Annotated in this window: 12 protein-coding genes and 1 pseudogene; all 13 read left to right on the forward strand. The window is 46.7% G+C overall.

The window, feature by feature from the left end:
• The first annotated feature begins 176 nt into the window (after positions 1–176).
• The 13 genes and pseudogenes from FRZ06_18420 (at position 177) to FRZ06_18480 (ending at position 15,291) form a co-directional block, all read left to right on the forward strand.
• Positions 177–1,199, forward strand: coding sequence for a LacI family transcriptional regulator (locus FRZ06_18420; GenBank protein ID QOX65184.1), 1,023 nt, complete (start codon positions 177–179; stop codon positions 1,197–1,199).
• A gap of 19 nt (positions 1,200–1,218) precedes the next feature.
• The gene (locus FRZ06_18425) at positions 1,219–2,340 is read left to right on the forward strand and encodes a hypothetical protein (GenBank protein QOX65185.1); all 1,122 of its coding nucleotides are present in this window, start codon (positions 1,219–1,221) and stop codon (positions 2,338–2,340) included.
• A gap of 76 nt (positions 2,341–2,416) precedes the next feature.
• Positions 2,417–6,037, forward strand: coding sequence for an S-layer homology domain-containing protein (locus FRZ06_18430; protein QOX65186.1), 3,621 nt, complete (start codon positions 2,417–2,419; stop codon positions 6,035–6,037).
• A gap of 203 nt (positions 6,038–6,240) precedes the next feature.
• Positions 6,241–7,791 (forward strand): PAS domain-containing protein, encoded by a 1,551-nt coding sequence (locus tag FRZ06_18435; GenBank protein QOX65187.1) that lies wholly within the window; start codon positions 6,241–6,243, stop codon positions 7,789–7,791.
• A 320-nt stretch (positions 7,792–8,111) separates the two neighbouring features.
• The gene (locus FRZ06_18440) at positions 8,112–8,456 is read left to right on the forward strand and encodes a cupin domain-containing protein (GenBank protein ID QOX65188.1); all 345 of its coding nucleotides are present in this window, start codon (positions 8,112–8,114) and stop codon (positions 8,454–8,456) included.
• A 112-nt stretch (positions 8,457–8,568) separates the two neighbouring features.
• Complete coding sequence (locus FRZ06_18445; GenBank protein ID QOX65189.1) at positions 8,569–9,357, forward strand: SDR family oxidoreductase; 789 nt, start codon at positions 8,569–8,571, stop codon at positions 9,355–9,357.
• A gap of 67 nt (positions 9,358–9,424) precedes the next feature.
• Positions 9,425–10,360, forward strand: coding sequence for a 3-hydroxyacyl-CoA dehydrogenase family protein (locus FRZ06_18450; GenBank protein QOX65190.1), 936 nt, complete (start codon positions 9,425–9,427; stop codon positions 10,358–10,360).
• Positions 10,361–10,523: 163 nt separating this feature from the next.
• Positions 10,524–11,459 (forward strand): cyclase family protein, encoded by a 936-nt coding sequence (locus tag FRZ06_18455; protein ID QOX65191.1) that lies wholly within the window; start codon positions 10,524–10,526, stop codon positions 11,457–11,459.
• 81 nt (positions 11,460–11,540) lie between these two features.
• Positions 11,541–12,398: a 3-keto-5-aminohexanoate cleavage protein gene (locus FRZ06_18460; protein QOX65192.1), complete on the forward strand. Its 858-nt coding sequence runs from the start codon at positions 11,541–11,543 to the stop codon at positions 12,396–12,398.
• Positions 12,399–12,525: 127 nt separating this feature from the next.
• Positions 12,526–12,714, forward strand: coding sequence for an excinuclease ATPase subunit (locus FRZ06_18465; protein QOX65193.1), 189 nt, complete (start codon positions 12,526–12,528; stop codon positions 12,712–12,714).
• A 27-nt stretch (positions 12,715–12,741) separates the two neighbouring features.
• Positions 12,742–13,417, forward strand: a pseudogene (locus FRZ06_18470) (CoA transferase subunit A).
• Positions 13,405–14,052, forward strand: coding sequence for a CoA transferase subunit B (locus tag FRZ06_18475; GenBank protein QOX65194.1), 648 nt, complete (start codon positions 13,405–13,407; stop codon positions 14,050–14,052). Before FRZ06_18470 ends, FRZ06_18475 begins: the two are co-directional and overlap by 13 nt.
• Positions 14,053–14,112: 60 nt before the next feature.
• Positions 14,113–15,291 carry an acetyl-CoA C-acetyltransferase gene (locus FRZ06_18480; GenBank protein QOX65195.1) on the forward strand — a complete coding sequence of 393 codons (1,179 nt, stop codon included), beginning with the start codon at positions 14,113–14,115 and terminating at the stop codon, positions 15,289–15,291.
• Positions 15,292–15,308 lie beyond the last annotated feature (17 nt).

Genomic DNA, 15,308 nt, shown 5'->3' on the forward strand with positions numbered 1-15,308 from the left:
ACTTCCATTGGGGAGGGGAGGCTGTATGGGTTCCTCTCCTTTTTGCTTTGATTTACCTTAGGAACGTGCAAACGGAATTAATCAGCGCTTCGCTAAGCGTCCTATTTTCATTGGTCAGCGGGTATGCTATACTACAGGCATACAATAATTTGCTATATAAGCAGGAGGATTCTCCCTTGAATATTAAATCCGTAGCAAAAAAGGCCGGCGTTTCTGTTGCCACCGTGTCCCGGGTACTGAATCATCCTGATGCGGTAGCGCCCGATACAAAGGAACACATTCTCAGTGTCATGGAAAGTCTGGACTACAAGCCAAACTGGATGGCAAGAGGCCTGAAGCTGAACCGAACCGGAGCAATCGCATTGCTGATCCCTGAAATAACGGACCTTGGTTACATGGAAATTGCCAAAGGGGTAGAGGATGTGGCGCATCAGAAGAGCTATAACATTATGCTGTGCGCAACGGAAGACGACAAGAACAAAGAAAAGGGATATATTGAGAACTTCATTGACAGAAGAGTAGACGGAATCATACTGGTGTCAACCTATCTAAAAAAAAGCGATCTAAATTTAATCCGCAAGCAGGATATTCCCGTTGTTTTGATCGGAAAAAACGAGGAGCTTGCTGAGGAAAATCTTGTTTACACAGATTACCGAGCAGCAGCAGCTGAGGCTACCAGGCACATGATTGAAATCGGCCACAGCCGAATTGGCGTGATCTATGGCAGCCGACCAAAGCTTGAAAACGAGCATAAGCTGGAAGGGTTTCGGAAAACCATGGAGGATGAAGGGCTGACCTGTCCCGCTGAATATTTCCTGGCTGAGGAGAACAGTTTGGAAGGGGGGTTCCTTGCGGCAAGCAGGCTGCTCAATTTGGAACAAAGACCCCAGGCGATCTTCGTGACTTCTGACATCATGGCCATCGGAGCTATGGAAAAAATGAAACAATCTGGATTGAGGATCCCAGAGGATATTGCCGTAGTGGGCTTTGACAATCTCAAAATATCAGGATATCTGGAACCAAAGCTTACCACTGTAACAAAACCTATGTATCGTATGGGGTTAATTGCAGCCAGATTGCTTTTTGATATTATGGAAGAATCGCAAGAGGATGCGCAGCCGCAGGAAATACTGATTCAGTCAAAACTGAAGGTCAGAAAATCATGCGGACATAAGGACAGGGTTAAAGAAATATTCTGATGAAAAGGAGGTAGGGACGATGTCACACACACTTGCTGTGGATTTTATGGGTTTAAAGCTGAAAAATCCCATTATTGTCGCCGCCGGCCCGTGGGCAAGAAACGGCGATATGATTCGAAATGCTATTCTTGCAGGAGCGGGAGCAGTAGTAACGGAAACCATCGTCAATGAAGTAAACATTGATGTAAGACCCAGAGTTGCCTACCGAAACAACGGGGTGCAGAATATCAGACTTTATAGTGATATTTTGCTGGAGGAATGGGAGCGGGAGATTGATACGGCTAAAAGCAACGGCGGGATCGTGATTGCCAGCATCTGTGCCCAAACTTCCTCTGAAATCAGCTATATTGCAGGTAAAATGGAAAAGATCGGCGCCGATGCTATCGAGCTTGGGCTGGCTTCACCTATGGGAGAGGGGCTGGAGGTCATGGCGGCAAGTTCAGAACGTATTTACGAAATGACTAGAAAAGTTGTGGGCTGTGTTGACATTCCGGTTATGGTAAAGCTGTCCCAGAACGTCACCAATATGTCGAAGGTAGCCTGTGCGGTGGAAAGGGCAGGCGGGAGTGCCATCAGCGCCATCGATACAGTGCGATGTATTCTGGGCGTGAATATCAAGGAACGGAAGCCCTATCTTCCTACCTACGGAGGATATTCGGGAAGTCCCATTCGACCGCTGGGTCTGGCATCGGTGGCAACCATTGCGCAAAGCACCAAGCTGCCGGTTTGCGGAATTGGGGGAATTGAAAGTTATGAACATATTTTGGAGTACATGATGTTGGGTGCGTCCGCAATCCAAATTGGAACGGCGCTGATGCTGAACGGCTTCGGTCATATCGAACGGATCAAAAATGATCTCGAGGACTGGATGGAGTCCAACGACGTCCAGAGTTTTGCTGAAATTCGGGGGTCAGCTCTGGGCGGAATTAAATCCTTCGACGAGATTCAGGTCGAACCGAAAATTTCTCATCTGAAAGATCACTGCGGCAGTCAGGACTGCTATAAGTGTATCTCTGCGTGTATTTACGGAGCGCTTTCCAAAGCTTCCGGCGATGTATCCGTCAGCTCAGACCTGTGCAGAGGCTGCGGCCTATGCAGCGATATCTGTCCGGAACAGAATCTGGAACTTATTTGGCCTTAAATAGCCTTGTACATTGTTAAGAATTGGTTTAAAATGGTAAATAAGTGTATCATTATTAAAATCAAGGAGGAATTGTATGAGGGCAAAGAAGAGGATTTCTGTGTTTTTAACAGTATGCTTAATCATGACGATGCTGCCCGTTTTTTCTTTCGGTGCAGAAGCATCCAATCAGAAAGGCATGTTGTCCGGAACAGAATTGACTGACATTACCGGGCATTGGGCAGCCAAGGCAATTACACGGTGGGTAGATTTTGGGATTGTCAAGGGAGACTCCCGCGGATTTCGTCCCGATGCAGCCATCACTAGAGCAGAACTGGCAGTAATACTAGAACGGCTTATGGGATATCAGAAAAGGGCGGAGAATCGCTTTTCTGATGTGAACGCAGGTGACTGGTTTGCTGACTCTATGCTGAAGGCTCAAGCTGCCGGTATACTAACCGGCGATGGAAACGGACATGCCATGCCTTCCTCCAATGTAACAAGAGAGCAAGCTGCGGTCATGCTGTTCCGGGCATTTGGAACAGAGGCTGCATCTGCTGAGAAAACTTCATTTGTTGATGCGGGCAGTATTTCCTCTTGGGCCAGAAACGCTGTATTTGGACTGGAGGCCTGCAAGTTTATAGGTGGTATGGCAGATGGGAGCTTTCAGCCGAAAGCTGACATTACGAGAGCTCAGTTTGTTACTATGATTGATAATGCCATTAGCACTTACTACAACAAACCTGGTACCTATACCGATACAGTGTCACCCTCTGGGGTTCAGAGTATCGCTGTGATCAATTCCGATGGAGTAAAACTAAAAGGATTGGCCATAAAAGGTGACCTGATTCTTGCCGAGGGTATCGGGGAAGGGTCAGTAACCCTTGATGCAGTTCACGTTGACGGGAGATTAATCGCCCGGGGCGGTGGGGAAAACTCCGTTCATATCATCAACGGAAGTCAGGTAAATGGAAAAGTAATTGTGGAGCGTACTGACGGTGCGGTTCGTATCGTATCAGAAGGTGTAACCATTGCAACCCTTAATGCAAATACCGCAGTCATTCTGGAGGGAAGCTTCACCGACGTTGCAGTCTCAGACGGAGCGGAAGTTGAGGTCAGAGGTGAGGTGAAAACTCTGACTGTAGAAGCAAAGGCAGCGGTCAGCGTCACAGAGAAAGGTGTTGTGAACACCCTTTCCGTTGATAAAAATGCAGGCAGTACTTCCCTTAATCTTTCCGGAACGATTGGAACCATTTCTGCAGCAGCGCCGGATTTGAAGATAAAAATCGGAGATACGGCCAAGATTAAGAAAATTGATCTGGCGAAATCTGCCGAGGGAGCGGAGCTCACTCTTGGCAAAAATGCAGAAGTTGCAGTGCTGAACACCGATGCAGCAGTTACCCTGTCGGGGAATGGGAAACCGGGAACCGTTACCGGTGCGGGTAAGGTTAAAACGAAAGAACCCACTGTTAGCGGCGGTGGCGGCGGTGGTGGCCCCACGGGAGGAAATACCGGAGGGCAGTCCGACACGGTGAAACCTTCGTTGACGTCGGGTCCGGCAGTACAGATCGGTGAAAATCAGGCTTCAATAACCTTTCACTCCAGCGAGGCTGGAAGCTATTATTACAAAGTGGTGGATCATAATGTCAGTGAACCAGCGATCAGTACATCTGCGGAAGGGACTGCTTTCACTACGTTGACAACTGCCATTACGGTTTCTATCGAAACGGTTCCAAAAGACATCTATATCAAAGTAAAGGATGGCGCCGGCAATGTAAGTGATTCCCTTTGCATGGTTGTACCGGGAAGACAGCTTGCTCCTACCGGACTGGAAGGAATCGCTCCTACTAGCTATATGGCGGACAACGGCAGAATTACTGGAGTCGATACCCTGATGGAATACAAGCAATCCTCAGACTCTGAAGCCGCATACAGAGCCATCGAAGGAAACAGCCTTGAAAAGCTGATGCCGGGCGAATATGATGTGCGGTATCGCCAAAAGGCTAATTATTTCGCAGGCGCCCCGGCACTGGTGACTGTTCCGGAAGCCGAGATGTATTATATCGTTGGAATTGTAAGTGACTACCTCTTTCCGGACAGCTTTGGCAGAAACAGTATCAATGTGTACACGGAATGGGGGGCGCTTCATGCTTTTTCACTTATTCATAATTACCCGTACGAAGTGAACGTAACGAAAGGCCAAATCATTACCTGTGTGGTCAATACGGACGATGAAATTGAGTTCATCGCGCCTGCGCAGAATGATTGGATCTGCAATAACGCCGGGATTTCAAAGGAAAGCGACGGATGGAAGCTGTTGGCCGGTGATAAAGAATACGAGATTCTGGAAGATGCGGTGGTCTTCTCTTACGATGGAGGGCTTCCGGGAACAGTTGGGTGTAATTACAATATTAGCAGCACAGAGTACCTTCGATACAATTGTGCTCCTTCCGAACCTGTCAGTTATTTTATTAAGGAAAATGCTGCATTCGCCCTTTTGGTTCCCTCTGAAGTGGTAGTTGATGCGCCTAAGGGCCTTAAGGGAATCGCACCTACGACCGCTCATGGATCGGATGGAAAAATCACGGGTGTTAACGATACCATGAAATATAGGGCTGCGGCGGATGAGGATTATCAGCTGGTAGAAAACGGAGCCAAAGCGATTGAGGGGCTGAAGGTTGGTGCTTATTATGTCCGCTATGCAGCAACAGGCGAATCTCCAGCAGGACCGGATCAGCAGGTAGAGATTCCACAATATATCGCTTTGAATCAATATGGATTGGTTACAATAGTAGGTGATTTCTGGAATTTCAAGCTTCTTTTGGCAAGCGGAAACACGAAAGTCCTCGCGGACGAAGATGGCGAGGCGGAACTGAAAGCCGGGCAGATCATTGCGTATGGTATAAGCGAGGACGGATCTGACTGGTTGATAGATGATTCTGATGAGCCCATTGTATCCTTTCTATCCAAGGACATTATCATTAACGATGATGGAATGACGCTGACTGACGGAAATACCATATATGATATTGAAGATGACGTGGTTGTATTTACCTACACTGGTTCGGATCCGGGAAACGGCGACAATGACTATGGCGTCGGCAAGATTAAATCCGTAAAATCCAGTATCAATGGTGATGCTTCCGATTTTCCATTCATAATCTACCTCAACGAAGACGAAAAGATAGCTGCCATGTTAATCAGTGAGAGCTTCATAGTTGATGAAGAGGAATCGGAGGTATACGGCGTATTTAATACGAGGGAGAGAATAAAGGCTGATGGTGTCACAGTTTATAGTTTCACGGGATTCATTGACGGAGCTCCATTTACAAAGAATACTAATAATACTGGTGCTGAATTCAATGGCAGAGCGGGAGTATTCGGAGTCTATAAGATCACAGTAGATGTCAACGACGTTATTAAAGGTGTTACGGCGCTGGACGCTGCTCCGGTTATTTCTGGAGTAAAAACAAGCGGAATCGTCGCAGCTAATAAGGCTGTCAGTTACATCTACTCTGACGCAGCTGTAATCCAAGCAGGATCAGTAGGTTACATTATTGCTGATAACGCGGTAGTTTACAAGTATAATGCGGATAAAGGTACGTTTTCGGTAGATAGGCTATCCAACTTGAGTAAGGGATGTATTGTAAGTCTCTATGATACAAAGGGTGCTGATGCTGATGGTATATCGACTGTAGTAATCTATATGGAGAACTAATCACAATAAGTTAATGTTTTTGAAGGGCAGAGCGATCTGTCCTTCGTTTTGCTGTATGAGATTAAACGACAGCATGTACAAAGATCGCACAGCATTTACGAAGAGAATCATGATAGGATAAACGGCCGGTTAAGATGAACAGTGGTGACAACTGCGCGGGCATTGTATATAATTGAGACGATAAAGGAAAGCAGGGGAGCGTTATGGAACAAGAAAAGGATTTAATTCAAAGCCAGCAGGATGAAAATCTCGTATTGAAAGCTGAAAACCTTACACTGGAAACTGAGAATCTGGCACTGCAAGATGAGAACCTCGCGCTGAAGCTCGAAATCGAGGAAATCAACACGGAACTCGAACATCTCAAGCTGGAAAAAATGACAGCGTTGGTTCTGGGTGATGCCATTGATGATGGGATCTGTATCGTAAATGCCAATGGTTTTGTGACCAATATCAATCGCTGTTATACAGAAATTACCGAGATCACAGAAGAAGAAATCGTAGGGAAGTCCATTGAGGAGCTGCTGGAAAAAAAATATTTTTCCGAAGCGGTATCTCTTGAGGTACTCAAGACAAAGAGAAAGGTTTCTGCTCTTTCGACTATTTATCGGAATGACAAGAAGGTTCTAATTGTCGGCATTCCATTTTTTGACTCCAATCACGAAGTTCTTAAGGTCATTACTGTTATGAGAAATATGACAGAGCTGATCCGCTTAAAAGAGGATCTGGAGAACTCAGAAATTAAGAAACGCCAATATAAAGAGGAACTGAAGTCCCTGAAGAGGGAGCGGGCAGAAAACGGGTTTCTGGGAAGTGATCCAACCATTCTGCGTGTGAAAGAGCTCATTCAATATGTTGCCCAGACAGATGCCACTGTACTGATTACAGGGGAAACCGGCTCAGGGAAGGAAGTGGTTGCCCGTGAAATCTTCAAACAGAGCAAGCGGAAGAATGGCCCTTATGTCAAAGTCAATTGCTCTGCTATTCCCGAAAATCTTTTGGAATCAGAACTATTCGGGTATGTAAAGGGTGCATTTACTGGTGCTGACAAGAAGGACAAGAAAGGGCTATTTGAGACAGCCAATCACGGGACGATTTTACTGGATGAAATCAGCGAGATGCCGCTGAAGCTTCAAACCAAGCTCCTGCGGGTACTCCAGGAAAGAGAACTGATCAGAGTAGGCGGAACAGAGAGCATCAAGATCGATACAAGAGTCATTGCCTCTACTAATAAAAGTTTGGAGGAGATGGTGAAAAACAATACCTTTCGAGCCGACCTCTATTATCGGTTGAACGTATTTCCAATTGCGCTCCCTTCCCTGAGGGAACGGAGGAATGATATCCCGGAGATCGCTTCTGGCTTCCTCGCCAAATTTAACCGCTTCTATGAAAAAAATAAGGAATTTGCAGGTCAGGCAATTGAGGCGCTGACAGAATATGAGTGGCCTGGAAACGTGCGGGAATTGGAGAACATTGTGGAGAGGATCGTGATTATCTCCTCCAATCGGATCCTGGGCAGAGAGGATGTTGAAAGAATTATTTATATGGGTGAAAAAAAGCCCAATATTGTAGAGACCAGAAGTATCAGCAGGGTCGGGCTGAAACAGGCTGTACAGAACTATGAAAAAGAGATCCTTGAGCGGGTTTTGAAAGAGTATGGCAACTCTTACGCTGCCGCTGATGTTCTGAAAACCACACAGCCGACCATCGTTAGAAAGGCACAGGCTTTGGGTATCCCCCTCAGGAGAAAAACGTAGAGCAAGCACGATGCGAAAATGTATTGTGACAATACGAAAACGTATTAATGTTGAAATTTGCCCTGTTTTGAGGCGTTATTTCATAGGTATTTTTATATTTTAATACAAAAACGTATTGAAAAAGATAATTTTTTAACAATAAAAGGTAAATTTTCTGTCTGATTAAAACTAAATTTAAAATCATTTAAATTTTTCAAACCTCTGAATCGCTTGTGTTTAGCGATGTATGAGGTTTTTTTATTGGCAGGTAATCAGAAAAATTTTAAGTTTGGCATGACAGTTGCGAATATATAGTGACAAATCGCTTGGAGGTGAAAAAAATGAAAAAAGTCGAATTGAAGGATGTTGCTCCATACAATGCACCACTGCATTTTGACATGAAGGCAATGAAGCTTCATGGAACTGACGTAACAGGAACCAAACAGTTTTGGATGGGAATGTCTTATTTCCTTCCCGGTGGCGGCGCCGAGTGGGCGTATGAGGATAACTCACCTACAGAAAAGGTCTATTTTGTACTCGATGGAGAGATCACTGTGAAATCCAAAACAGAGGAACTGGTTCTTAAAAAAGGCGATTCCGTTTTTATTGAACCAAATGAAGGAAGATCAATGATCAACAATACAAACCAGATTGCTACTGTTCTGGTGGTAATCAGCTATAACTAGAGCTCTATGACAGGGCCGCAGCGGATTCACTGAAACTCCTGTTATCAGAGTGTTGTCTGGAAGGGATTTCTATTGGGAATCTGATTAAAAATTGAGAGGAGAATCAAACAATATGGCTGACAAACAATTTGTAAACAATCTGTTTGATGTCAAGGGCAAAGTTGCACTTTTAACCGGTGCGACAGGAGCACTGGGAAAAGCGGTTGCCATTGGATACGGGCTAGCGGGAATGAAGGTATTCGTAACCGGAAGAAGTGATGACAAATGCAAAAACCTTTGCGAGGAGCTCACGGCCCAGGGGATCGAATGCGGGTATTCCATAGGCGATCCTGCAGTTGAGGAAGATGTCATTCGCATCGTAAAAGACGCGGTGGAGAAGTTTGGTGAGATAAACGTGCTGCTGACAGCAGCAGGCTACAATCACGCACAGCCCATCGTAGAGCAGGAGCTTTCCGAGTGGAAGAAGATTATGGATTCTGATGTACAGGGGACTTGGCTGTTCTGTAAGTACGTAGGAGAGCAGATGATCAAGCAGGGAAAAGGTGGAAAAGTAATTCTTGTATCCTCAGCCCGTTCCAAGATGGGAATGGCAGGCTATACCGGTTACTGTACAGCCAAAGCGGGAATCGACCTGATGGCACAGTCGCTGGCATGTGAATGGACCGCGAAATACAAGATCAATGTCAACACCATCAATCCTACAGTGTTCCGTTCCGATCTGACTGAATGGATGTTTGATCCGGAAAGTGCTGTTTATCAAAACTTCCTGAAGCGTCTGCCCATCGGACGGCTGGGAGAGCCAGATGATTTTGTGGGCCCATGTATTTTCCTTGCTTCTGCGGCAAGTGACTTTATGACAGGTGCCAATGTTGCTGTGGAAGGCGGATACTGGGCGAACTAGTACAGCGTATTTAAATTCATTCGGCGTTTTCTATCCGGTTATTTAGAATACGCTGCACTAGCGGAGGATTTGTATGAATATAAAAAATGTTACCGTACTCGGTTCCGGTCTCATGGGAAACGGTCTGGCGCTGGTATTTGCAAAAGATCCTGAGACCCATGTAATTCTAAGATCGAGAAGCATGAAGAGCGAGCCGCTGGCAGGAATCCGATCCAATCTGGATATGCTCATTGAAAAAGGAGCTATGACAGAAGAGGAAGCCGGCGGAATCCTAAGCCGCATTCTGTTCACAACCGATATGGAGAGAGCCCTTAAAGACGCTGATCTGGTGATTGAGTGCGTACTGGAAAATATGGAGCTGAAACAGAATTTGTTTGCGGAAATCGAGCCCCTATGCAAAGAAAGCTGCATATTGGCTACCAATACCTCTGTTATGAGCATCACCGAAATCGCAGCTAAAGTGAAAAACAAGAGCAGATTTGTCGGTGCTCATTTCTGGAACCCCCCCTATTTGATTCCTCTCGTAGAGGTGGTCAAGGGGGAAGACACCAGCGACGAAACCATGGACATCACTTACGAGTACCTGAAAAAAATCGGCAAGAAACCGGTTAAGTGTGTGAAAGATGTTCCTGGATTCATAGCAAACCGACTCCAGCATGCGATCTGGAGAGAGGCGCTTTCCATCGTCGAAAACGGCATCGCAGATCCAGCTACCGTTGACGAAGCATTGCGCTACGGCCCCGGACTACGATGGCCGATTTTGGGAATTCTGGAAAACGCCGATATGATCGGACTGGACCTATCTCTGAGCATTCAGAGCTATATCGTAAAATATCTAGAGGATGCGCATGAACCATCCAAGCTGCTTCGGGAGCTGGTGGAGAAGGGCGAGCTGGGTTTCAAGACCGGGAAAGGCTACCAGACCTGGACGCCAGAGCAGATTGCTGCGTCCAACAAACGTCTGAGAGAATACTTGATCGAGGTTACAAAAGACCTTAAGTAGCAGCTGAATCAAGTCTCTGACTGCAAGAACCAAATGGCGCGAGGCGGTTATTGCAGAAGAGAAACATTGATTATTCAGCTCAGAACACAAACAGAAATCTATTGATAAACCAACCACGATCCCTATGGGAGAGAACATTTGTTAAAGAGAAGGAGAATAGAAAATGGCTAAGAAAGTTATGATTGATTTAACCCATCCGTTCAGTGCAGATATTCCTAGATGGCCCTATTTTGCAAAGCCGGTAATCGACTCTATGCACACCCTTGCTAAGGGAGGCGTTCTCACCCAGAGAATCGACTGCGTGCAGCATACAGGAACTCACTGTGACGCACCCCGACATGTAATGGAAAAAGAATTCGATGGCAAAAGAGCGCGGTATACACACGAAATGCCTGTTGATGCTTATACCGGAGAAGCCATCTGTCTGGAAATCGATATCGAGCCCTGGGGTTTGATTACCGATGTACACCTTGAAGCAGCCTGCAAAAAAGCAAACATCAAGCCAGAGGAGCTGGAAGGCATGATTGTTTGCCTGAACACAGGAATGCACCGCAAGTTTGATGATTCCAAAGAATACTATCATTATTCCTGCGGAACCGGTATGGATGCTGGAAAGTGGTTTGTAAAGAACAAGGTTAAGTGCGTTGCCATGGATATGCAGGCCCTTGACCATCCGCTTCACACAGCGATGGGCAATAACGGTGCAACCCGGATGAACCTTGTTGGTGCTTCCGGAAGACCGATTACAACAGAATATGTAGAAAAGTTTGGCGAAGAGGCTTACGCTGAATTCGACAAAGAAGAATATATCAGAATCCACGGACAGGAAGCATATGACAAGAAGTTCGGTGAACTGGAAGCCATTGGTGAATGGGGAACCTGGGAACCCTGCCATAAGATGATGCTTGGTCACGGGATTGTAGGTGTTGAAAATCTTGGCGGAAATCTGGATAAGGTTTCAGGGAAGCGCTTCCGTTTCTTCTGCTTCCCTATCAGATGGTATATGGGAGATGGCGCTATGGTTCGCTGCGTTGCGGAAATCGATGAGGATGAAGTCAACGATGTTCCTGAAAGAACCTATACTTACGGATCAATTTAACTAGAACTCTTCAAATCATATCAGTCGGGAGCGAAATGCAGAGGCTTCGCTCCCAGGCAAGTAGAAAGGGGTGTACATCGAATGGATAAAGCACTTAAAAATAAAAGGATTATAACCGTTGCGACTACCGGAGCTTGGCCCACAAAGGAGAACACACCAAACGTTCCCATCGAGCCGGAAGAAATTGCAGAGGAAGTTTACAACTGTTGGAAAGCCGGCGCAGCAGTGGCACATATTCACTGTCGTAATGATGAAGGCCGTGCTGCAATGGAATTTCACAAGTTTGAAAAGACTGTAGAACTAATCCGGGCCCGCAAGGATTGCGACATCATCCTCAACCTGACCACATCAGGCGGGGTTGGACTGAAAGAAGAAGACAGAATCAGGCCTTTCTATGAATTAAAGCCTGAAATGGCTTCCTACGATTGCGGAACCATGAATTGGCTTCATACATCCATATTTGAAAATCATCCTGCATTCCTGGAAAAGATCGGTACGCTGATGCAGGAAGTCAATGTAAAGCCTGAGATCGAGGCCTTTGACCCGGGCATGATATACAATGCAGCATACTATTTGAAAAAAGGTATCTTAAAAGCTCCAGCTCATTTCCAATTCTGTATGGGCTGCGCAGGCGGCATTGCGGCTACAACCAAGAATCTTGTGTTCATGAAGGGTGTTATGGACGAGGTGGCACCCGGATCGACCTGGAGCGCATTTGGTGTAGGACAGGGCGCTATGGAGATCATGTATGCGGCTATCGCCATGGGTGGAAATATCCGTGTGGGCATGGAAGACAATGTACTTTACAAGAAAGGCGTTCTTGCGGAGAGCAATATGCAGTTTGTTGAGCGTGCCAAGAGAGTCATCGAAGAGTTTACCTGTGAAGTGGCAACTCCGTCAGAAGCCAGAGAAATCCTGGGGCTGCCTGCAAAAAACTAGTACCGTGTATAAAACTTAACTAGGTATTACGCAGCTCTAGAATACAGTATTTCTCGTATTATGAAATTTTGAAAGCCGGTCAGGCTATGAATGGCTGACCGGCAGATTGTAAAGGAGAATTTTGCTTATGACCTGGGGCGCATTATATATGTACTATCACTGCCCGGGATGCGGTAAAATGTTCAAGTATGGCGTTGACCTTATTACCAGGTACGGTGATGAATTTGGAGCTTGCCCCGTATGCAGCGTGATGGGAGAATACATCACGGAGGGAGCGCGTATCCCTGATGATTTAAACTATGAAGAAGTAGATTAATGAACCTTGTAGGAAAGGTAAAGAATCATGAAATCAAAAATCATGACAGCAGCGGAAGCTGTCGCTGAAATAAAGGATGGGGCGTCCGTCATGGTCGGCGGGTTTATGGCCTGCGGAACACCGGAAATTCTCATAGACGCCCTTGTAGAAAAGGGTGTGAAACATCTCACTGTCATTTGTAATGATGCGGGGGTGCCGGGAAGAGGCGTTGGAAAGCTGGTCTCGAGCGGTCAGATCAAAACCCTCATTGCATCCCATGTGGGACTTAACCCCGAGGTGGCGAGGAGAATGAACACCGACATTGAGGAAGATAAGCTGGAATGCATCCTGGTGCCTCAGGGAACCTTGGCTGAGCAGATCAGAGCAGGCGGTGCAGGCCTTGGCGGCTTTCTCACGCCTACGGGAGTGGGAACCATCGTTGCAGAGGGCAAGGAGGTCATCCATGTTGACGGCAGAGACTATCTTCTGGAGAAGCCCCTGAAGGCGGATTTCGCTCTCATCAGAGGCTCTGTAACGGATGAATTTGGCAATACAACCTATAACGGGACCACAAGAACCTTTAATCCCATGATGCGCGGCAAGCTATGTGATAGTAGGCGCATGCGAGATCGTGGAAATCGGAGCCATAGATCCGAACAATGTAGTGACATCGGGCATCTTTGTGGATGCCATCGTAGGAGGGGAAATGCCATGGCAGATATAAAGGAAATCATTGCCGCAAGAGTTGCAAAGGAACTGAAAGACGGTGATGTGGTAAACCTGGGAATCGGACTTCCCACCATGGTAGCAAACTTTCTTCCTGAGGGAGTGAATATCATTCTCCAGTCAGAAAACGGAATGATGGGGATGGGAGCAGCGGCAGAGAAAGGCAAAGAAGACGTGGACATCGTCAACGCAGGAGCCCAGTATGTGACCGTAAATCCGGGAGCCATGTTCTTTGACAGCGCAACCTCCTTTGGAATCATCCGAGGCGGTCATGTAGATGCAACCATTCTGGGCGCCCTTGAGGTAGACCAGCACGGAAACTTGGCCAACTGGATCGTACCGGGAAAGATGGTGCCAGGCATGGGCGGTGCGATGGATCTGGTGGTAGGCGCAAAGAAGGTCATCATCGCCATGCAGCACACCCAGAAGGGAGCACACAAGATCCTGAAGGAATGCAGATTGCCGTATACGGCTGTGGGTGTAGTGGACATGATCATCACGGAGATGGGGGTTATGGAGATTACTCCGGAGGGCATCGTCCTTACGGAAATTAACGAAGGCTATACCATCGAAGAGGTTCAGGCCGCTACAGAAGCGGAGCTGATCATCAGTTTGAAGATTAAGAGGAACTAATCATTCCCTCGAAGATAAAGCGGAGCTAATCATTAGCCCAAAGTTAAAAGAGGAGAAACAATGAGAGAAGTAGTTATTGTAAGCGCAGCCAGAACGCCTATTGGCAGTTTTGGCGGCACATTGAAGGATATGCCCGCCGTCTCCCTGGGAGCAGCAGCTGCAAAGGAAGCAATCAAACGGGCAGGAATTGATCCCGCTATCATAGAAGAAGTAATTCTCGGAAATGTCCTGCAGGGAGGTCTTGGGCAGAATGTGGCCAGACAGATAGCAATGGCAGCAGGCGTCCCAAAGGAGGTTCCCGCATTAACCGTCAATAAAGTCTGCGGATCAGGATTAAGAACTGTTGGCCTTGCTGCGCAGATCATAAAAGCAGGAGATGCAGATTGTATTTTGGCAGGCGGTGCTGAGAGCATGAGTCAGTCGAGCTATATTATGCCAAGCGCTAGATGGGGCGCCAGAATGGGTGATGCAAAGATGGTAGATACCATGGTGCATGACGGACTTACGGATGCATTTCATCACTATCATATGGGTATCACTGCGGAAAACATCGTGGAACAGTGGGGTTTGACAAGAGAAGAACTGGACCGCTTTGCTGCGGATTCGCAGCAAAAGGCTGAAGCGGCAGTTAAATCAGGAAGATTCAAAGACGAGATCGTGCCGGTGGAAATACCACAAAAGAAAGGGGAATCCATCGTTTTTGATACTGACGAATATCCTAAATTTGGATCAACAGCAGAAGGCATGGCAAAGTTGAAACCAGCCTTTAAAAAGGATGGTGCCGTTACAGCAGCAAATGCTTCCGGTATAAATGACAGTGGTGCCGCTTTCATCATCATGTCAAAGGATAAGGCAGAGGAACTTGGCCTGAACTATCTTTGTAAAATTAAGTCCTATGCGTCGGCTGGTGTCGATCCGACCATCATGGGAATTGGTCCTGTTCCAGCGTCAAAGAGCGCATTGGAGAAAGCAGGACTGACCATACAGGATATTGATCTCATTGAAGCCAACGAAGCCTTTGCTGCTCAGTCTGTGGCAGTGGGACGGGACCTTGGGATTGATCCGGCTAAACTGAATGTCAATGGAGGTGCTATTGCATTGGGGCATCCTATTGGAGCATCTGGAGCAAGAATTCTAATTACCTTAATCTATGAGATGATGAAAAGGGAAGCTCATTTTGGCCTTGCGACTCTCTGCATCGGTGGTGGTCAAGGCACCTCTCTCATCGTTGAACGCTAGCATTGGTTGATAAACAA

This window comes from Clostridiales bacterium, from assembly GCA_015243575.1.
GTDB classification, from domain to species: domain Bacteria; phylum Bacillota; class Clostridia; order Peptostreptococcales; family Anaerovoracaceae; genus Anoxybacterium; species Anoxybacterium hadale.

Bases quoted from the DNA above. Each gene is read 5' to 3' on its own strand.
- FRZ06_18455 (QOX65191.1), top strand. From the start codon at position 10,524: ATGGCTAAGAAAGTTATGATTGATTTAACCCATCCGTTCAGTGCAGAT.
- FRZ06_18425 (QOX65185.1), top strand. From the start codon at position 1,219: ATGTCACACACACTTGCTGTGGATTTTATGGGTTTAAAGCTGAAAAAT.
- FRZ06_18430 (QOX65186.1), top strand. From the start codon at position 2,417: ATGAGGGCAAAGAAGAGGATTTCTGTGTTTTTAACAGTATGCTTAATC.
- FRZ06_18445 (QOX65189.1), top strand. From the start codon at position 8,569: ATGGCTGACAAACAATTTGTAAACAATCTGTTTGATGTCAAGGGCAAA.
- FRZ06_18440 (QOX65188.1), top strand. From the start codon at position 8,112: ATGAAAAAAGTCGAATTGAAGGATGTTGCTCCATACAATGCACCACTG.
- FRZ06_18460 (QOX65192.1), top strand. From the start codon at position 11,541: ATGGATAAAGCACTTAAAAATAAAAGGATTATAACCGTTGCGACTACC.
- FRZ06_18480 (QOX65195.1), top strand. From the start codon at position 14,113: ATGAGAGAAGTAGTTATTGTAAGCGCAGCCAGAACGCCTATTGGCAGT.
- FRZ06_18465 (QOX65193.1), top strand. From the start codon at position 12,526: ATGACCTGGGGCGCATTATATATGTACTATCACTGCCCGGGATGCGGT.
- FRZ06_18475 (QOX65194.1), top strand. From the start codon at position 13,405: ATGGCAGATATAAAGGAAATCATTGCCGCAAGAGTTGCAAAGGAACTG.
- FRZ06_18435 (QOX65187.1), top strand. From the start codon at position 6,241: ATGGAACAAGAAAAGGATTTAATTCAAAGCCAGCAGGATGAAAATCTC.